General features: G+C 38.3%; 22 protein-coding genes. 12 read left to right on the plus strand and 10 right to left on the minus strand.

Annotated features, from left to right (window positions below; genetic code table 11):
* Positions 1 to 48 precede the first annotated feature (48 nt).
* Positions 49 to 954: a mechanosensitive ion channel family protein gene (locus ACOMC3_RS11515; RefSeq protein WP_420316036.1), complete on the plus strand. Its 906-nt coding sequence runs from the start codon at positions 49 to 51 to the stop codon at positions 952 to 954.
* Here the strand turns inward: ACOMC3_RS11515 and ACOMC3_RS11520 are convergent.
* From ACOMC3_RS11520 to ACOMC3_RS11530, 3 genes are all read right to left on the minus strand, one after another.
* The gene (locus tag ACOMC3_RS11520) at positions 932 to 1,927 is read right to left on the minus strand and encodes a sterol desaturase family protein (protein WP_420316037.1); all 996 of its coding nucleotides are present in this window, start codon (positions 1,925 to 1,927) and stop codon (positions 932 to 934) included. The two genes, ACOMC3_RS11515 and ACOMC3_RS11520, sit on opposite strands and share 23 nt — an antisense overlap.
* Before the next feature lie 88 nt (positions 1,928 to 2,015).
* Positions 2,016 to 2,963, minus strand: coding sequence for a DUF3078 domain-containing protein (locus ACOMC3_RS11525; protein ID WP_420316038.1), 948 nt, complete (start codon positions 2,961 to 2,963; stop codon positions 2,016 to 2,018).
* Positions 2,964 to 4,652 (minus strand): AMP-binding protein, encoded by a 1,689-nt coding sequence (locus ACOMC3_RS11530; protein WP_420316039.1) that lies wholly within the window; start codon positions 4,650 to 4,652, stop codon positions 2,964 to 2,966. It lies immediately after the preceding gene.
* Positions 4,653 to 5,060: 408 nt separating this feature from the next.
* Here ACOMC3_RS11530 and ACOMC3_RS11535 point away from each other — a divergent pair, with 408 nt between their 5' ends.
* The 9 genes from ACOMC3_RS11535 to ACOMC3_RS11575 all read left to right on the plus strand — a co-directional run bounded on the left by ACOMC3_RS11535 (position 5,061) and on the right by ACOMC3_RS11575 (position 11,881).
* The gene (locus ACOMC3_RS11535) at positions 5,061 to 5,537 is read left to right on the plus strand and encodes an Lrp/AsnC ligand binding domain-containing protein (protein ID WP_420316040.1); all 477 of its coding nucleotides are present in this window, start codon (positions 5,061 to 5,063) and stop codon (positions 5,535 to 5,537) included.
* Between the two features lie 107 nt (positions 5,538 to 5,644).
* The gene (gene sufB / locus ACOMC3_RS11540) at positions 5,645 to 7,090 is read left to right on the plus strand and encodes a Fe-S cluster assembly protein SufB (RefSeq protein WP_420316041.1); all 1,446 of its coding nucleotides are present in this window, start codon (positions 5,645 to 5,647) and stop codon (positions 7,088 to 7,090) included.
* Positions 7,091 to 7,107: 17 nt separating this feature from the next.
* Positions 7,108 to 7,863: a Fe-S cluster assembly ATPase SufC gene (gene sufC / locus ACOMC3_RS11545; RefSeq protein ID WP_420316042.1), complete on the plus strand. Its 756-nt coding sequence runs from the start codon at positions 7,108 to 7,110 to the stop codon at positions 7,861 to 7,863.
* A 2-nt stretch (positions 7,864 to 7,865) separates the two neighbouring features.
* Complete coding sequence (gene sufD, locus ACOMC3_RS11550; protein WP_420316043.1) at positions 7,866 to 9,047, plus strand: Fe-S cluster assembly protein SufD; 1,182 nt, start codon at positions 7,866 to 7,868, stop codon at positions 9,045 to 9,047.
* The gene (locus ACOMC3_RS11555) at positions 9,044 to 10,279 is read left to right on the plus strand and encodes an aminotransferase class V-fold PLP-dependent enzyme (protein ID WP_420316044.1); all 1,236 of its coding nucleotides are present in this window, start codon (positions 9,044 to 9,046) and stop codon (positions 10,277 to 10,279) included. The genes sufD and ACOMC3_RS11555 overlap by 4 nt, the downstream gene beginning before the upstream one ends.
* Positions 10,279 to 10,710 carry a SufE family protein gene (locus ACOMC3_RS11560; RefSeq protein WP_420316045.1) on the plus strand — a complete coding sequence of 144 codons (432 nt, stop codon included), beginning with the start codon at positions 10,279 to 10,281 and terminating at the stop codon, positions 10,708 to 10,710. The genes ACOMC3_RS11555 and ACOMC3_RS11560 overlap by 1 nt, the downstream gene beginning before the upstream one ends.
* Positions 10,707 to 11,039 (plus strand): iron-sulfur cluster assembly protein, encoded by a 333-nt coding sequence (locus ACOMC3_RS11565; protein ID WP_420316046.1) that lies wholly within the window; start codon positions 10,707 to 10,709, stop codon positions 11,037 to 11,039. The genes ACOMC3_RS11560 and ACOMC3_RS11565 overlap by 4 nt, the downstream gene beginning before the upstream one ends.
* 39 nt (positions 11,040 to 11,078) lie before the next feature.
* Positions 11,079 to 11,495, plus strand: coding sequence for a BrxA/BrxB family bacilliredoxin (locus ACOMC3_RS11570; protein ID WP_420316047.1), 417 nt, complete (start codon positions 11,079 to 11,081; stop codon positions 11,493 to 11,495).
* Positions 11,496 to 11,644: 149 nt separating this feature from the next.
* On the plus strand, positions 11,645 to 11,881 hold the full coding sequence (locus ACOMC3_RS11575; protein ID WP_420316048.1) for a DUF1059 domain-containing protein: 237 nt from the start codon (positions 11,645 to 11,647) through the stop codon (positions 11,879 to 11,881).
* Here ACOMC3_RS11575 and ACOMC3_RS11580 read toward each other — a convergent pair.
* Positions 11,878 to 12,150 carry a hypothetical protein gene (locus ACOMC3_RS11580; RefSeq protein ID WP_420316049.1) on the minus strand — a complete coding sequence of 91 codons (273 nt, stop codon included), beginning with the start codon at positions 12,148 to 12,150 and terminating at the stop codon, positions 11,878 to 11,880. The genes ACOMC3_RS11575 and ACOMC3_RS11580 overlap by 4 nt on opposite strands.
* Before the next feature lie 169 nt (positions 12,151 to 12,319).
* Here ACOMC3_RS11580 and ACOMC3_RS11585 point away from each other — a divergent pair, with 169 nt between their 5' ends.
* Positions 12,320 to 12,949 (plus strand): type II CAAX prenyl endopeptidase Rce1 family protein, encoded by a 630-nt coding sequence (locus ACOMC3_RS11585; RefSeq protein WP_420316050.1) that lies wholly within the window; start codon positions 12,320 to 12,322, stop codon positions 12,947 to 12,949.
* A gap of 108 nt (positions 12,950 to 13,057) precedes the next feature.
* Positions 13,058 to 13,777, plus strand: a complete 720-nt coding sequence (locus ACOMC3_RS11590; protein ID WP_420316051.1) for a DUF547 domain-containing protein — start codon at positions 13,058 to 13,060, stop codon at positions 13,775 to 13,777.
* A 210-nt stretch (positions 13,778 to 13,987) separates the two neighbouring features.
* Here the strand turns inward: ACOMC3_RS11590 and ACOMC3_RS11595 are convergent, their stop codons facing one another.
* From ACOMC3_RS11595 to ACOMC3_RS11620, 6 genes are all read right to left on the minus strand, one after another.
* Positions 13,988 to 14,548, minus strand: coding sequence for a porin family protein (locus tag ACOMC3_RS11595; protein ID WP_420316052.1), 561 nt, complete (start codon positions 14,546 to 14,548; stop codon positions 13,988 to 13,990).
* Positions 14,549 to 14,647: 99 nt separating this feature from the next.
* Positions 14,648 to 15,259 carry an NADH:ubiquinone reductase (Na(+)-transporting) subunit E gene (gene nqrE, locus ACOMC3_RS11600; protein WP_420316053.1) on the minus strand — a complete coding sequence of 204 codons (612 nt, stop codon included), beginning with the start codon at positions 15,257 to 15,259 and terminating at the stop codon, positions 14,648 to 14,650.
* Positions 15,260 to 15,269: 10 nt separating this feature from the next.
* Positions 15,270 to 15,983 (minus strand): NADH:ubiquinone reductase (Na(+)-transporting) subunit D, encoded by a 714-nt coding sequence (locus ACOMC3_RS11605; protein ID WP_420316054.1) that lies wholly within the window; start codon positions 15,981 to 15,983, stop codon positions 15,270 to 15,272.
* Entirely contained in the window at positions 15,980 to 16,729 is a 750-nt protein-coding gene (gene nqrC / locus ACOMC3_RS11610) for an NADH:ubiquinone reductase (Na(+)-transporting) subunit C (protein WP_420316055.1), read from the minus strand. The genes ACOMC3_RS11605 and nqrC overlap by 4 nt, the downstream gene beginning before the upstream one ends.
* Positions 16,716 to 17,906 carry an NADH:ubiquinone reductase (Na(+)-transporting) subunit B gene (locus tag ACOMC3_RS11615; protein WP_420316056.1) on the minus strand — a complete coding sequence of 397 codons (1,191 nt, stop codon included), beginning with the start codon at positions 17,904 to 17,906 and terminating at the stop codon, positions 16,716 to 16,718. Before ACOMC3_RS11615 ends, nqrC begins: the two co-directional genes overlap by 14 nt.
* A 6-nt stretch (positions 17,907 to 17,912) precedes the next feature.
* A complete protein-coding gene (locus ACOMC3_RS11620; RefSeq protein ID WP_420316057.1) occupies positions 17,913 to 19,277 on the minus strand; it encodes a Na(+)-translocating NADH-quinone reductase subunit A in 1,365 nt (454 codons plus the stop codon).
* Positions 19,278 to 19,399 lie beyond the last annotated feature (122 nt).

The raw sequence follows: 19,399 nt of genomic DNA on the forward strand, positions 1-19,399 counted from the left end.
GCTTCCATTAAAATTCTCTATATTCATAGTTGATTCGAATAAAATATAATGGAGTCTGTAAAATCCATCTGGGAAAACATTTTTGATTTTCTAACCAATGTTGGTGAGATATTCACCACTACTTTATTTAGCCTAGGAAAAAGTGAGATAAGTATGGGAACAATCCTATACTTCGTATTGAGCTTTGTTATTCTAATCTGGCTATCCAAGAGATTTAGAAATTTATTGGTCGACAAGATTCTTGCAAAAGCAGGCATGGAACAAGGTGCTCGAAATTCCATTGGTTTGATGGCCAAGGTCATGCTAATTTTTGTTGGAGCGATTTTCATTATTCAAAGTGCCGGAATTGATATGAGCTCCCTAAGCTTGTTGGCTGGAGCATTAGGTGTAGGCATTGGGTTTGGACTTCAAAACATTACAGATAATTTTATTTCAGGTATTATCATTCTTTTTGAGAAGCCAATTAAAGTAGGTGATCGAATTGTCGTGAGTGATATTGAAGGAGATGTAATAAATATTTCTGTCCGTGCAACAACTATTTTGACCAATGAAAATGTTTCAATCATTGTTCCAAACTCAGAGTTTATTTCATCACGAGTTATCAATTGGAGCCATAATGATCGTAATATCAGATTCGACATTCCAGTTGGTGTGAGTTATAAGGAAGATCCTACAGAGGTAAAAAAGGTCCTTTTAAAAGTTGCAGAAGAAAACACTCACGTGTTAAAGCATCCCGAACCTTTCGTGTTCTTTGATGAGTTCGGTGACAGTTCTTTGAACTTTACGTTGGCTGTCTGGACTTCAACACATACTGACAAACCCAGAAGGCTAAAGACAGAACTTTACTTTTCAATTTTTGAGAAGTTCAAAGAAAAGGGAATAGAAATTCCATTCCCTCAACGTGATGTTTATATCAAATCAAATGTAGAACCTACGCCGCAGCTGAAGAAGTAGCAGCTTTGGTATCGCTTTTTTCTTCAGAATCTTCAGTTAGACTCACCCCTTCAAACTGTGCATCAGTCCCAATCTTTCCAGCATAGAAAAGCTCTTGAATTTGCTTTGCTGTCAACGAGCTATTATCGGGACTCCAGCCCGGAGGGCCAAAAATGTACATGAACGCCTCCTTAAAGCTTTTCGCTTTTTTTACATCATTGAATATGTCAACGAAAATGTGGGTATTTAACTTGATTGGATTATACGTATCAGGGCTATTCAAAATTCCATATTTCGGATCAACTCCATTAATGGTATTTTGCCATGTGCCAAACAAATGATCCCAAATCAAAAATATACCTCCATGATTTTTATCTAAATATTCAATATTGCTCGAGTGATGTACCGCATGTACATGAGGATTGTTGAAAATCTTACCAAAGAAACCTAAAGAGCCAATTAGTTTGGTATGAAGAAAATATTGATAAGTGGCATTAACTATTAGAGCCGAACCTATCATAATCGGTTCAAAGCCAATGGCAGCCATCCATAACCAAAATATTGGCTTGTAGAATGTGATGAACCAACCGTTTCTGATACTAACAGCCAGGTTGAAATTCTTGGAAGAGTGGTGAGGCACATGAGCTGCCCAAAGCAACCGCACCGTATGACTCCATCTATGATGCCAATAAAAGTTAAAATCGTCCGCAAGGATTGCAAGAATCCACGCCCACCACGCCCAACCGATCGTTGTATAGCCTAGATACTCAGCTCTGAGCGGTTCAAAGAAATTGAAAACCCCAGCGAATATTACTGCTACTGTGAAAGCCTTGGAGAAAAAAGAAATGAAAGCTGCTCCAAGGGCTATCCCAAACCCAGCTAAGGAATCTTTCAGCTCGTAATCATGCTTAGCGACAAAATATTCGACCACCATAAAAAGTAGTAGAACTGGAAAAATGTAAATCATTTTGTCGCCGACATTAAATTCAGGCATATTCAATAAAGGTTTTTGGTTAAAAAATTAAGAATTCACAAGATTAAACTAAAAATTATTGTGCTAAAGGTATTATTCGATTAAATGATTATTGCTTCTTCTGTTTACCAAACTTATATGTAAGACCAACCCCAAGAACGCTTTTGAATTGTACTCTTGGCTTTTCAGTACCCTCATCAATTTCTCCATCTCCATCATCGTCTACTCCAATTAGAATATCCTTATCATAAATGAGTTGGGTAAACGCATTCATCGTAAGTGCTTTAGTCACATTTAATACCAATGCATTCTGCCAATTCACATCAATATTCCCTTGACTATGTGTATATCCAGTAAAAAGTTCCAATTTACTTTCAAACACATCATTCTTGTATTTTGCTCTAAAATATGCACCGAACTCAGCAAGCACATTTTCACCTTCAGAGATTACTTGAGAGCTATCAGCATTATAGACTATTGGGTCTACTCCATATCTTCCAGCATCAGCAAGTTCCTGATCAAGGACAAAAGTAAATTTTCCTGTAAGTGGCTGAAGTGCGAAACTTAAATTCTCATTTGGATCATAGGCGATACCCGTACCAACGGTAAGATACCCTGGTGCCATAAAGTTCGATATTTTTTTGATTTCTTTAGGTGTTTCAAACCCCTCATCAAACTGTGTCCTGAAATCCAATAACGCGGTGTAAAACCATTTACCATTATCCTTATTGACCTTATAACTATACTTAGTGGCCAGGTTAATTAAGTCGTCAGATTTGCTAAAATCAAATTCACCTTGTTTAATCAATCCGTATGCCAGATCAACCGAGTTTTCCCACTTCCCTCTACCTTTAACTCGATTTGCAAATGCGCTGAAATTTCCATTTATAGAAATCGAATTTTGCCCTCCTGCTGCCCAATTGGTTAATGAAACCTGAGAGAAAGTGAGTGAATTTGATCCTCCCATTCGCCAATACGTAGTATCAGTCTGGGTTGTATTCTGAGAAAAAGTAGCTGTTGAAATAAGTGCGAGTAAAACAAGTAGATTAAATTTCATTTAACTATATGAATTGGTTTTTAAATCGTTTTCTTTCAATATCCTTCTTAAGATTTTGCCAACATTAGATTTAGGGAGTTCATCAATAAAAGCTACATATTTTGGTCTTTTATATCCAGTAAGGTGCTCAGCACAATGTTCTTTAACCTCTTCCTCCGTTAGGCTATCATCTCCCTTTACTATATATACTTTAACAGCCTCTGTTGATTTTGCATCCGGCACGCCGATCGCTCCCACTTCCAATACCTTATCATGTAAAGCAATGCAATCTTCAATTTCGTTAGGATAAACATTAAAGCCCGACACTAAAATCATTTCCTTCTTACGGTCAACTATTTTAAAGAAGCCTTGTTCGTTCATGACTGCAATATCTCCAGTCTTGAACCAATCATTATGAAAACAATTCTTGGTTTCTTCGGGTCTATTCCAATATCCCTGGAAGACCTGAGGACCTCTCGCACACAATTCCCCTCTTTCTCCTGTCGCCAATTCTTGGCCGTCATCATCAAGTATCACAATTTCAGTGCTTGGAATAGGCATACCGATAAAACCAGTTTCTGCATCTTTTTGCAACGGATTAGCAGTTAAAACTGGTGATGTTTCTGTAAGACCATATCCTTCCGAAACGGGAGTTCCAGTAACTTCTAGCCACTTATCAGCCACATACTTTTGAAGAGCCATTCCACCTGCGAATGAAAATTTGACCTTTGAAAAATCTATTTCTTTAAATTTTGGCTGATTCAGCAAACCGTTAAAAAGGGTATTTACACCTGTCAAAATGGTCCATTGATGCCTTCCCAAATCTTTAAGAAAGGTCTTCATATCCCGTGGATTAGTGACCAAAACATTCCGAGCTCCAATTCGAACGGTCATCAACGCATTGCAGGTAAGCGCGAAAATGTGATACATTGGAAGCGCAGTAATGAATATCTCTTTACGCTCTTCTAGACCGCCGTGGAGCATCCATTCGCACACTTGCTCAATGTTTGCGATGACATTCTTATGTGTGAGCATGGCTCCTTTTGATACACCTGTTGTTCCTCCGGTGTATTGTAAGAAGGCTAATTCTGAACTTTCAATAACAACTTTAGTTGGGGCTTTTTCAGCTCCTAATTTCAAAGCGTCTTTAAATTTGATTGCCTCCGGTAAGCTATATGCAGGCACCATTTTTTTTATGCTCTTCACAACGAAATTGACAATACTACCCTTCAAACCTCCAATCAAATCGCCAATTTTAGTGACTATTACAGTCTCAATCTGCGTTTCCTTAAGAATCTCCTCAAGATTGCTAGCAAAATTTTCAACAATAACTACTGCTTTAGCACCCGAGTCATTGAATTGATGCAACATCTCACTTGGTGTATATAAAGGGTTTGTATTGACAACTACCATTCCCGCCTTTAAAGCTCCATAAAGAGCAACAGGATATTGCAATAGGTTAGGCATTTGAACTGCCACTCGATCACCCTGTTTTAAGTTGGTATGGTTTTGTAAGTAAGAGGCAAATTGATCTATCGCCCGACCTAGCTCAGAAAAGGTCATTTCCTTTCCCATATTTTCAAATGCTACCAAGTCGTTATAATCAGCGATCCGCTCTTCTACCATCTCTGGTAGAGATTTATAATTGTCTGGATTTATTTCTTTTTGTACTCCTTCCGGATAGCTATCATGCCAGGGCTGTTTCTTCATCTTAGGCTATGTTGATTTTAAATGCGATAAAGATAAGGGAAGACCATTATTGAGAAAGGTTTGAAAGTAAAAAAAGGTCTTGGCACCCCTACCAAGACCTTCAAAATAAACAACATTAACCCAAAAAGCTGTAGAGGGAGGATTCGAACCTCCACGGAGCGGTTAGTCCCGAAGCGTTCTCTCCCGATATCAAATCGTGAGAGAACATACCGGGATTTATCCCTTATCTCCACCCCCGAGAGAGGAGGGCATGTCTGCCAGTTTCACCACTCTACAGTGTGTTTTGATGATTCAAATTTAGTAGTTTGATACTTTTATTGAAATAAATTCAATAAATTAGTTGAATAAATACATTTCATTCAATTTAAATCGTTTTAAATTAAAAATTCTAAAAATCACCTATCGGAAATGAGTAAAAATTATGATATTGATAATGTGGATCTGAAAATACTGAACATGTTATCAGAAGATGCCAAGATGCCTTACACTGAAGTGGCTAAAAAAGTCTTTGTTTCAGGGGGAACAGTTCATGTTCGAATGAAAAAAATGGAAGAAATGGGTATTGTTAAGGGGACCACACTTAAGATAGATTACAGCAGGTTGGGCTATGACATTACTTGCTTTTTAGGAATCTACCTTGAGAAAAGCTCCTTGTATGATCGAGTAGTTTCCGAACTTAAAGAAATTCCCGAAATAGCAACCATTCGCTATACAACAGGCAACTATAATATCTTTTGCAAGATATACTGTAAAGACACACAACACCTTAAGGATGTCTTGCATGATAAAATACAAAAAGTAGACGGTATTGAAAGTACCGAGACATTTATTTCTTTGGAAGAAAGTGTCAATAAACACTTAGTATTTGAGAATCTTATTGAATGATTAGCGAATCTTATAATCAGTCTGAACCTTCTAGTAAGTTCATTGTTCTTATTTAGAATTACTATAAATAAGGTGTACCTTTGCACTTTGAATTGAAGGCGTATTAGATGAGCACTGACGAACAAATAATAGAAGAATTTACCTCCAAAGAATATGAGCATGGCTGGTCCGTTGATTTCGAGGCTGATGAAGCTCCTTTGGGGATTAATGAAGATATCATTCGATTCATTTCCGCTAAGAAAGAAGAGCCAGAATGGCTTCTTGAATGGAGATTGAAAGCATTCAGTCAGTGGAAAAAAATGACCGAACCTAATTGGGCTAACGTCAACTACCCGAAAGTTGATTATCAGGCCATTCGATATTACTCTGCTCCTAAGCAGGACAAAAAGCCACAAAGCCTTGATGAAGTAGATCCTGAATTACTAAAAACATTTGAGCGACTGGGTATTTCTCTGCAGGAACAAAAAAGATTAACAGGTGTTGCTGTGGATGCTGTCATTGATTCTGTTTCGGTTGCTACCACATTCAAAGACAAGCTATCAGAACTTGGCGTGATATTCTGTTCATTCAGTGAGGCAGTTCAGGAACATCCGGAGTTAGTAAAAAAATATTTAGGATCTGTTGTGCCAGTAGCTGATAACTATTTTTCGGCGCTAAACTCAGCTGTATTTACTGATGGATCATTCTGCTACATTCCTAAAGGCGTGAGATGCCCAATGGAGCTCTCCACGTACTTCCGAATCAATGCAGCTAATACTGGTCAGTTTGAAAGAACATTAATTGTGGCAGAAGATGATAGCTATGTTAGCTATCTAGAAGGCTGTACCGCTCCTCAAAGGGATGAGAATCAGCTCCATGCAGCAGTTGTTGAAATATATGCTGCGAAAAATGCTGAAGTAAAATACTCTACTGTTCAAAACTGGTATCCAGGTGATAAAAACGGCAAAGGAGGTATTTACAATTTTGTAACCAAGCGAGGAATCTGTGCGGGGGATCACGCAAAAATATCCTGGACGCAGGTAGAAACGGGATCAGCAGTCACATGGAAATATCCTTCTTGCATACTAAAAGGGGATAACTCTGTTGGTGAATTCTATTCGGTTGCCGTCACCAATAATTATCAGCAGGCAGATACTGGAACGAAAATGATTCATTTGGGTAAGAACACTCGATCTAGAATCGTTTCAAAAGGTATTTCAGCTGGAAAATCGCAAAATAGCTATAGAGGTCAGGTAGAAATTATGAAGCGTGCAGAAAACGCTAGAAATTTCTCTCAATGTGACTCTTTGCTCATGGGAGACAAATGTGGTGCACATACATTCCCATATATCGACATTAAGAACAAATCTGCACAAGTAGAACATGAAGCAACAACCTCTAAGATTGGCGAGGATCAGATTTTCTATTGCCAGCAAAGAGGCATAGATGAAGAGACTGCCGTTGCACTGATTGTAAACGGATTTGCAAAAGAAGTTATGAACAAGCTCCCAATGGAGTTTGCGGTAGAAGCTCAAAAACTATTGGCATTGACCCTAGAGGGAAGTGTGGGATAATCAACTCAATAAAACGTATGATTTCAATTAAAAATTTGCATGCCTCGATAGAGGATAAGGAAATATTAAAAGGTATTGACCTGGAAGTCAAGGCAGGTGAAGTACATGCCATCATGGGACCAAATGGGTCTGGGAAAAGTACATTAGCGTCTGTATTGGCTGGAAGAGAAGACTATGACATCACCAAGGGGTCAGTAACTTTTGAAAATGAAGACCTTTTGGAATTGAGTCCTGAAGAAAGGGCACAAAAGGGGATCTTCCTAGCATTTCAGTATCCTATAGAAATTCCAGGGGTATCCACTACTAATTTTCTAAAAACTGCCATTAATCAAGTGAGAGAAGCTCGTGGAGAAAAGGCATTGGACGCTGTACACTTTCTCAAGCTGATGAAAGAAAAGATGAAGCTTGTAGATATTGATCAGGCGTTGCTAAGTCGATCACTGAATGAAGGTTTCTCAGGTGGTGAAAAGAAGAGAAATGAGATATTTCAGATGGCCATGCTTGAGCCGAAATTATCAATACTTGACGAGACCGATTCTGGGCTAGATATTGATGCTTTGAAAATAGTTGCTGATGGGGTCAACACGCTTAAAAGTGATAAAACCGCCACAATAGTAGTGACTCACTATCAAAGGCTACTGGATTATATTATTCCGGATTTTGTGCATGTATTGTATAATGGCAGAATTGTGAAATCCGGAGATAAGAGCCTGGCGTTTGAGCTTGAGGAAAAAGGATACGATTGGATCAAAGAAGAAGTAGCTGCAGTATGATCATGAAAGAACCTGCCATATTAGAAAATTTAACCGGTACATTTCAGGGCAATGGAGTGCAAAAGAAAGCACTTGAAATGCTCAATGAGGTAGGACTTCCTCATAGAAAATCTGAGGCTTACAAGTTTACTCCAATAACTACAACCCTTGAGAAAAACATCGATTTTACTGCAGAGGGATCTAACTCATTTGATTCTTCTAAGCTTTACAAAGAGCAAGGAAGTCATCTGGTATTTATCAATGGCGTGCTTTCAAAGGAACACTCAAAAATTGATACCAAACTTCATGTTAAGGTGGTAACAGTCTCAGAAGGGAAACATGATCCTTTCAGCCTTTTAAATGCGGCATATGCTAAAGAAGAAATTCATATAGAATCAGGTTACGATGATCCGGTATTCATTTATCACTTTAATACCAATGGACTCTCTAATCCACGTATCAAGGTAAAAGTAAAAGATGGGCATACTTTTCGCATTGTAGAGAAACTAATTACTCCTGAGGGAACCAAGACCTTTACAAATTCTTACATCGAGTTCACAGTAGGAAAAAATGCATTTGGGTATCACACCAAAATTCAAAATTACAATCAGAGCACATATAGCCATGAGACAGTTTTTGCTCATGTAAGCAGAGATGCTCATTTTTACAACAGTACATTTTCATTTGCTGGAGCGATGGTTCGAAACAACCTAACCATAAACCTCGAAGATGAAAATTGTGAAGGACACATGTATGGACTCTTCCTATTGGACAATAAATCGCATGTGGATAATAATACTTCAGTCGATCACTTAAAACCGAATTCGTTCAGCAACGAGTTGTATAAAGGTATCTTGGATGAAAAATCAACTGGAGTTTTCAATGGGAAGATATATGTTAGACAGGATGCGCAGAAAACCAATGCCTTCCAGTCTAATAACAACATTCTTTTGTCGGAGGAAGCCACACTTCATACCAAGCCACAGTTGGAAATTTGGGCGGATGATGTGAAATGCTCTCATGGATGTACTTGCGGACAATTGGACGAAGATGCGATCTTTTATTTGAGAGCCAGAGGCATTGATGAAAAGAACGCAAAAGCGATGATACTCAATGCCTTCGCCACTGAAACAATGAATGAAGTGAAAGTCGATTCCATTAAAGATGAGATTCAAGGTTTGATTGATCAAAAACTTTCAGGATGAACCACATCGCTACCACATTAGATGTAAATAGAATCAGGAAGCAGTTCCCTGTACTCAATCAGGAGGTCAACGGTAAACCCTTGATTTATTTCGATAATGCTGCTTCTTCTCAAACAGCAAAAGTGGTGGTTGATGCTCTCATCAAATTTTATGAAAGAGATCATGCAAATATTCATCGTGGCATTCACACATTAGCAGAACGATCGACTAAGGCATTTGAGGAAACTCGTGAACGAGCCCAGCAGTTTATCAATGCAGGAGAAGCTGATGAAATCATCTTCACAAAAGGAACCACTGAGAGTATTAATTTGGTAGCACAATCTTGGGCAACCAAATTTTTAAAAGAAGGAGATGAAATTCTCATTTCACAGTTAGAACACCATTCCAACATTGTACCATGGCAATTAGCGGCTGAAAAGACTGGAGCGGTAATCAAGGTAATCCCTATTAATGCAGCAGGTGAAATTCTTCAAGACGAGTATCTCAAACTACTCAACGCTAAGACGAAATTAGTAGCTGTAAACTACGTCTCAAATTCACTTGGAACGATTAATCCAGTGAAGGAAATGATCACTGCTGCTCATGATGTAGGCGCAACAGTCCTTATAGATGCAGCACAAGCAGCACCTCATGTCAAAATTGATGTTCAAGATTTAGATTGTGATTTTTTAGCGCTTTCGAGTCATAAAATGTATGGCCCTACCGGGGTAGGTATACTTTATGGAAAGAGAGATTTATTGGAAGCTATGCCACCTTACCAGGGTGGTGGTGAAATGATCAAGGATGTTTCTTTTTCTGGCACCACATACAATGACATTCCTTACAAGTTTGAAGCAGGCACACCTAATATTGGTGAGGTGATTGCATTTAAGTTTGCAATGGACTTTATTGATGAAATTGGTCATGAAGCTATTCAGGAGTACGAACACAAGTTGTTGCTGTATGCAAATGACAAACTAAAAAAGATTCCGGGGTTTAATCCCGTTGGAACAGCTAAAAATAAGGCTAGTGTCATCTCATTCTTAATCGATAATGTACACCCATACGACTTGGGACAGCTTTTAGACGCACGAGGAATCGCTGTGCGAACAGGACATCATTGTACACAGCCATTAATGGACTTTTTAGGGATTGATGGAACTGTTAGAGCATCTTTTGCGGTTTACAACACTGAAAAAGAAATTGATGTTTTTTGTGAGGCATTGGATAACATCGTAAAGAAGTTTTCATAATGGATTTAATCAAACAACGTCAGGAAGAGATCATTGAAGAATTCTCCATGCTGGATGGTGACATGGAAATGACGCTTGATTATATCATGGAACTTGGGGATGAGTTGGGGTCTTTTCCTGAAGATGAAAGAATTGAAGATAACATAGTAAAAGGCTGTCAATCGAAAGTTTGGATGACTGCTGGTTTAGATAATGATCGTGTACAGTTCAAGGCAGATTCCAATACTGCAATTACCAAAGGATTGGTGAGTTTATTGGTTCGCGTTTTGAATCAATCTGCACCGCAGGATGTTATGCAGGCGGAGATTTATTTTCCAAAACAAATTGGTATGGACAGGTTTATTGGGACTCAAAGATCGAATGGGTTTGCAGCGATGATCAAGCAAATGAAAATGTATGCACTTGCACTTACAGCAAAACAGGAGTCATGAGTGAAGCAAAGACAAATAACGACACATTAGCTCTTAAAGAGGAAATTGTTCGAGCAATAAAGAAGGTCTATGATCCTGAAATTCCAGTAGACGTGTATGAATTAGGGTTGATCTATGAAATCAATATTCTTCCTGTGAACAATGTTGAAATTGTGATGACACTGACCTCTCCTTCTTGTCCTGCAGCTGAAAGTATTCCAAGTGAAATCGAAGCAAGTGTTCGTGCAGTTGAAGGAGTGAATGACGTAAATATTGAATTAACCTTTGATCCTCCTTACGCCACAGACATGATGTCTGAAGAGGCGAAGCTGGAGCTTGGGTTTATGTAGGAATAACTTGAATTGAATAACTAATTAAATAATAAGAATATGTATCCACCGGAATTAGTAGCTCCGATGAAAGCTCAACTTACAGCAAATGGATTCCAAGAATTCACTTCAGCTGGCGAAGTAGAAAAGCATTTAACTGATCATAAAGGAACGTCTTTGATGGTCATAAACTCTGTGTGTGGTTGTGCAGCGGGTACTTGTCGCCCAGGAGTACTTTTATCATTAGAAAAATCTGATAAAAAGCCTGACAACCTAACCACCGTTTTCGCTGGATTTGATACGGAAGCAACTCAAAAAGCGAGAGAATTCACGCTTCCATTTCCTCCTTCTTCCCCATCCATTGCGATGTTTAAAGATGGGGAATTGGTGCATATGGTAGAGAGACATCATATTGAAGGTAGATCTGCTGAAATGATTGCTGATCATTTGGTTCAGGTTTACGAAGAATTCTGTTAGGCCGCTGAGCGGCAGCCATACGCAAGAAATTGATAAGCTTTTTTCAATAGACCTCATTCGAGTATCGGATGGGGTTTTTTAGTACCAGGACTTTGTCAGATCGTATGAATTATATTGACTAATTTTCTATTAGTTAATAGATATGAATTATGAAAACAATGACTTGCAGACAATTAGGTGGAGCATGTGACTTAGAGTTACAGGCAGATACTTTTGAAGAAATGGAGGAAAAAAGTAAGAAGCATGGCATGGAAATGTTTCAAAAAGGTGATGAAGCACACCTTAATGCCATGCGAAAAATGAAAGATCTTATGAAAACTCCAGAAGACATGCAGGCTTGGTTTAACAGCAAACGTGAGGAATTTAATGCACTTTCTGAGGATTAGTAGGTGGGTGATTCCACAATATCTCCATGAGTTGTCATAACAAGTTGTGCATCCTTGACCTTGTTGTAAGCTAATATATTGCTGAATGGGCCACTAACAAGTCGATACCCCCCGAATTGTATGTCTCGATAAGTCTTAATTTTCATATCCTTTTCTAATTTGTGAGCAAACGAAAATGGAATGAAAATTTTGGTTTCATCGCGATTCTTAAATTGCTCCTGTAGAGCAATGTGGACTAGAAGCTTAGTGATAACTTGCTGAGAATCCATAAGGAATAAATTTTAGTAGTGAGTATTTTAATTAGCAACGATTCTTGCATGAAAGTTAATCTATTGTTCCGCTATTTGAAATACCATAAATAGGGTAATTTTCATTTTCTACATACTTAACGGATTTTTATTATAAATGTTAAGCCATCTATTCTGAATTAGATTTTTTATGCCAGCCAGTCAAGTAAAATTTGAAATATTAGCAGTTGTAATTACATCACTTGGAAAATTTATTTTCTATGATCTATTAAATCAGCGCTTGATTTTTATTGTGATCATGTTCCTTTTTTGGAGCCTGTATTTAATTCAAAAAATTAAAAAGTCTCCGGAAACCCTGAAGCACTGGGGATTTAGAATCGACAACTTTAAAGAAGTGCTATCAATGGTTTTACCATTTGGTATGATTTCAATAATTGGATGCTTTGTCATTGGTTTTTCGCAAAATTCAATCTTTATCCATTGGCATTTCATTCCCATTTTTCTTCTCTACCCACTATTTGGAATACTTCAACAATTCCTGCTAATGAGTTTGTTCGCAGGCAATCTTCAAGACCAGAATAAACTTAGTAAATCAACCATAATCCTACTTACATCAACCTTATTCGGACTACTTCATTACCCATACTGGTGGTTGGTAATTGGAACTTTTTTTCTTTCGATGTTCTACTCTTACATTTTCCTTAGAAAAAGGAATGTTTATGTGTTGGGATTATTTCACGGATGGTTAGGAGCCATTTTCTATTACACTGTTGTAGATCAAGATCCATTCATGGAAGTCTTTGGTCCTTTACTTAAATAGGAAACACTTATTGTTTTTTGTCAGTGCCAATACATTATTACTAATATTTTAATTCGTAATGAAAACTAAGTTGTGAATTGTCGTTCTTGCTTAGATACCTTGATCATTATGAGAAGCCTAATTCTAATTTACAGTTTACTAATAGTATCTCCTTCATTTGGACAGAAAGCTGATACTGCTACACTTTTTGATGAGTTTAATCAGTTCTTGCTCGAAAAAGTAGTCTTTGGTCTGGTCGATTACGAAGGTCTCAAACAAGACCCCCAACGATTAAATGACTTAGTTGATAACATCGCTTCGTACGATTTAAGAAGTGCTTCACAGGATCATCGAACAGCATTTTTCATCAACACATATAATATTCTTGTGATTAAACAGATTGTTGATAATTATCCGGTAGATAGTCCTATGGATATCAAAGGATTCTTCAAAATTCAAACCTTTACTGTGGCTAACGAAACTCTAACACTGGATCAAATTGAGTTCAGCAAACTTTTTGCCGAGACTAAAGATCCACGTATTCATTTTGCACTTGGGTGCGGGGCACGTAGTTGTCCCTATCTATATGAAAATGCTTTCTACCCTGTAAAGTTGCAAGAGCAGTTGGAGTTTAGAGCACAACTAATAATAGACAGACCGAACTATGTTTATGTGGATGAAGCTAAGAAAACGGTCTTGCTTAATAAAATCTTCGACTGGTACACTGATCAATTCGTAGACAATGCCGGCTCTTTAATCAATTACGTCAATAAGTATCGATACAGTAAAGTGGCCAAGGATTATCAAATTACTTTTCAGGAATATGATTGGTCGTTAAATGGCCAGTAAATAAGGGTATGAGCAGATTCGGTTTTTATTTCTAAAACCTAACCGTGAATAATCGTAAGCAACTATTATTTATCCTGATTGGTATTGCTTTAGCCGCAATGTTAATTCTCATCAACTTGAAATCAGAGAGTTGGGATTCGAATACAATTTTAAACCAACAAAAAAAGCCGAAGCAAAACACCTCGGCTTTCCTTAAAAATATTTTGTAGTCTAGTTTCCTAGCTTAAATAGCGTATATCCGATAGAAAGCTGAAAAGTTTTGTTTTTGAACTCTCCGCCTAATGCCTCATCGTTAATATCTGATAAACCAATTACATATCTCGCTGTGAATTGCAGGCCAAATGGAGCATCCCATCCAGCTCCTAATGCAGCACTTAAATCACTGTTTTTAAATGATTCTTTGATGTCATCTCCATCTCCATCTTTAGCCGAGGTAAGCATACCGAATTGTGGTCCAGCTTGAAGATTTAGCCCAGCAGGTAGATAAAATTTCAACATCACAGGGATGTTTACATAACTAAGATCTAAATCATCTCCACTAGCACTAGTACCCTGCTTTGAGAATAAAAGTTCTGGTTGAATTCCAATATTCGCTAACTTGATAAGCCCGTATGCACCAAGGTGATAAGATGTAACTCCATCCGTATTAACATCTGCAACATCTGCATTAGCAAAGTTTGCTCCTCCCTTTAGTCCTATACCAACAGCTGCCTGACCAAATGCAACTGCACTAATGAACACGAGTGATAATGTGATTAATGTTTTTTTCATGTTATTCGATTTTAGTATTAGTTTAAAAAATAAGTGTCACATTTAAATATAGACACAAAAAAAGGGTGAACAGTCACCCTTTTTTGTAATATTATTTTTTTAGAGTGCTACTCCAATGAAAGACTTAAAGGCTAGCCCCATCAATCCGGTAATCAGCATGGTTATTCCCAATCCTTTAAGACCATCCGGAACATGCGAATATTTTAGTCGCTCTCGAATGGCAGCTAAGGCGATGATCGCCAAAAAGAAACCTGTACCCGATCCGAATCCGAAAGCAGTGGCTTCCACTATCGTGTAATCACGCTGTACCATAAATAGAGATGACCCCAGAATTGCGCAATTCACAGCTATCAGAGGTAGGAAAATACCTAATGATCCGTACAGTGATGGAGAAAATTTCTCAATAACCATCTCGACCAATTGTACCATTGCTGCAATTACTGCAATGAAAATAATAAACTGAAGAAATGTTAGATCGATTGAAGCAAAGTCTGCACCTATCCAGGATAATGCACCTTCTTTAAGAATCCGCTCCTGGATTAACCAATTGATAGGTACCGTAATTGATAACACAAAGATGACCGCAAGACCTAATCCAAATGCTGTTTTAACTTTCTTTGATACGGCCAGGAAAGAACACATACCTAAGAAGTATGCGAAAACCATATTGTCGATAAAAATTGCCTTAACGGCGATATTAATAGCTTCCATGTTTTTTCGTTTAGTGCTCTACGTAACCGTTTTTAGTTCTTTGAATCCAAATAATAATTCCTAAGATCATAAAAGCTCCTATGGAATCAACCATCAATCCATTGGTTTGTAGTGTGGTGTTAAGCAACCCACCTATGGATCCATACACATCAAATTCTAGCGGGGTGCCTACAAATACAGTTCCTCCGCCCAGCAACTCTCTAAAAAATGCAACAACGAGGATTATCCAAGCATATCCAAATCCTGATCCAAATCCATCTAGAATAGAGTCATAAGGTTTGTTAGCCATTGCGAAAGCCTCTAAGCGACCCATTACAATACAATTTGTAATGATGAGGCCAACATAAGCACCTAACACTTTATACATATCGTAGCTGTATGCTTTCAAAACCTCACTAACCAAAGTCACCAGGGTAGCAATGATTGCAAGTTGTACAATGATTCTGATCCTATTGGGGATGAATTTACGCATCAATGAGGTAATCAGATTCGAGAATACAATTACGAAGATCACTGCAATAGACATGATCAGTGTCGGCTTGAACTGTACAGTAACAGCTAAAGCAGAACAAATACCAAGTACCTGAACGGTAATTGGATTGTCTTCATTTAGTGGGTCAGAAACAATTCGTCTCCGCCTTTTAGATAGTAAAGCTTCAGCAGGCTCTTTCGTTTTAAGAGCTACAGCCGATTCTTCGGATACTTCTGCAATATCTGTACTCATAGACTCGCTGTTTTTTGAGATTTCGTTTTCTGAATGAATGCTGAATAGCATTCCAAATAAGCTTCTAGCATTGCGTTCACGCCTTTACCTGTAATGGTTGCACCTGACATTCCATCAACTTGATGTTCAGTCAGACCAGCGTTACCTTCGCCTTTAACCATGGTGATAGATACCAATTCACCTTGATCGTTGAATATTTCTTTGCCTATATATCTGTTTTGTACTTTTGGATCCGTGATTCTTGCACCTAGACCTGGTGTTTCACCTTTGTGGTCAAAAGCTATCCCCTTTACCGTATTTAGATCACTTCCAAAAGCAACGTAACTGGAGATCCAGTCCCAAAGCCCAGCACCGAAGGTCGGGAATATGTATGCATCCACTCCTTCGCCGCTTTCGCTAAACATAAAAACAGGATACATCCGCTCCTGAGGATCGAATTTATAGTTTTTTTGAATGTTTACCTTCTCAGCAACTACTGGGTTGCCTTTAGCATCGGTGGTCACTTCATTTCCATTGATGTCAACCACCATTGATTTCACCTTCTCATTGTAGATACTAAGGATTTCATTGGGGTCTTCAATGGTAGAAATATCCATAACTGCACCAAGAATTTTTTTCTTGGTATCTAGCTCGACTTGTTTGTCTTGCAATGGCTTCAGCCCTACTGAGGTAAGGGATAGTGCACCTCCAAATACCACGGTAAGTCCGATGGCAAAAAGAATCACATATAAATTAGACTGTCGCACGTTTTAATCTTCTTTTTTTGTTTGCTTCTACTACGTAAAAATCGATAAGTGGCGCAAATACATTCATAAATAAGATCGCCAACATTATTCCTTCCGGGTAGGCAGGATTAATCACACGTATCAAAACTGTGATCACACCAATAAGGAAACCGTATATCCACTTTCCAACTTCAGTATGGGACGCACTCACGGGATCTGTTGCCATAAAAACTGCTCCAAATGCAAGTCCACCTATTACTAAATGATAGTAAGCTGGCATCTCCATGAAGCTATTACCTCCGGTTAAGTTGAAAATGCCACCCATAAATAATGTTCCAAGCACTACGCTCAACATGATCTTCCAGCTACCAACACCAGTAGCAATCAGAACAATCGCCCCTATCAAACACATCAGCGCTGAAGTCTCTCCGATACTTCCTGGGATTATACCTACGAACATATTCCAGAAATCAAACATCCCTGAATACCAGTGATTTCCAGCCAACTCAAGCATATTCGTTCCATTGGCGGCTGCCTCAGCACCGTACGCCAAAATTGTAGCACCAGAGAAGCCGTCCACAGGTGTTTTATCACCAAAGTATGTCCAAACGTCTCCGGAAATATCAGTAGGATAAGCAAAATATAAGAATACCCTTGCTGTGAGCGCCACATTGAGAATATTCATACCTGTTCCACCAAATACTTCTTTTCCTATGATAACTGCAAAAACAGTTGCAAGAGCAACTTGCCATAAAGGAATCGTTGCAGGCATGATCAGAGGAATCAGCATTCCTGTAACAAGAAAGCCTTCTTCAACAGGTCGTTGGTAAATCACACAAAAGGTGAATTCTGTCAGAAGTCCTACACCGTATGAAACTACAATGATAGGAACTACTTTTAGTATGCCGATCCAGAATTTATCTAAAAGGCTTGCATCAACTCCTGTAGCTAAGAAATGCTGGTGACCAACGTTCCACATACCAAAAATGAGGCATGGAATCATGGCAATGATCACCGTCATCATGACTCTCTTCAAGTCTGTCGCATCTTTTATCTGGGTTCCTTTTTTTCCTGTAATAATATCAGGAGAAAAAAAGATTGTTCTGTGTCCCTCATAGATGGGGTAGAACTTTTCGTACTTCCCACCTTTTTCAAAAAGGGGCTTTAGATCATCAAATTTTTTCTGCAAAAACTTCATTCCTGCTTATCCTTCTTTAATTAAATCAATTCCTTCTCTAAGTATCTCCTGAATTGGATTCTTGGAAACATCAACAAATTCACACAACGCCACATCCTCCTCTATCACTTCATAGATTCCTAAAGCTTCCATGTCATCATAATCCTCTGCCAGAATAGCTTTGAAAAGGTATGTAGGTAAAATATCCATCGGCATCACTTCTTCGAAAGTGCCAGTAACCACGAAGTTTCTTTCCTCTCCATGAGTATTGGTATCTACCTCAAATTCTTTTTCTTTTCCATTGAGGAATGTCAGCATGCCAAATGCTTTGTGATAGCTAAGCTTATTTGTAGATGGTAGTATCCACCCGAAGAATTCCTCATACTTCCCTTCTGGGATCACAGTAATTTGATTGTGATAAAAACCAAGATATCCGTTTGAGCCAATGCCTTCACCAGTCAACACATTTCCAGATATATATCTATTATCTGTACCCTCTACATTTTCAGCAAGCTTGTTGAAGCATGCTCCACCGTACATTTTAACGTATCCTCTTTCTTTTACCCGAGACCCTGTTACAGCCACTAATCTTGACGTATCATAGACTCCTTCCAAGAAAAGCTTTCCTATCATTGCAACACCTACTGGGTTAACAGTCCACACAATATCTCCTTTTGCAATTGGATCAATGTGATGAATTTGCACGCCTACATTTCCTGCAGGATGGGGACCAGAAATCTTATTTAGTTGTATATCCTTTGTCTGAGAGAACAACTGAGAAACTTCGGCTTTTCCATCAATGCTGACGTGAATGGTGCCAGAAGTGAATTTCTTTAAAATATCTATTCCTGCCTGGAAATATTGCTCCTGTCCACTGAGTACATAATCATAATCAGGAGCTAAAGGACTCGTATCAAATGCAGAAATAAAGATTGACTTGGGTGTGTCCGCAGGATTAGCTATACATCCGTATGGTCTCTGAATGATATTCGTCCAGCCTCCGGATTGCTTTAATTGCCCAATTGCATCTTCTTTAGAGAGGTTACTAATATCAGAAGCTGTATATTTTTTGAAATTTTCAAATTCTATCTTCTTATCAGCTAGAATTTTCACTTCTAAAACTTTACGCTTTTCCCCTCTTTTGATTTCAACCACTTCACCACTAACCGGGGAAGTGTAAAGGATATCTTCTACATTTCTTTCAAAAAATAGAGCGGAACCTGCTTTTACATTGTCACCTTCTTTGACAACAACTTTAGGGCGACTCAACCCATTGAAATCAGTTGGTTTCAATGCGTAGGTGTCCGGTTGCGGTACTTCGATTGTCTTTTTTTCTGCCTTTCCGGCTAGGTTTATGTCAAACCCTTTTTTCAGCTTAATTGTCTGAGACATATTTCTTACTTGGGAGAACGTCTAAAAAACGAGGCAAACTTAATCAATATCGGATTTAACCCCCTTCAAATTTTAATAAAAAAGCTGTTCAGTTGGCTATTTATCAACAAACAACATTTTTG

This window comes from Ekhidna sp., assembly GCF_965212185.1.
Lineage (GTDB): Bacteria > Bacteroidota > Bacteroidia > Cytophagales > Cyclobacteriaceae > Ekhidna.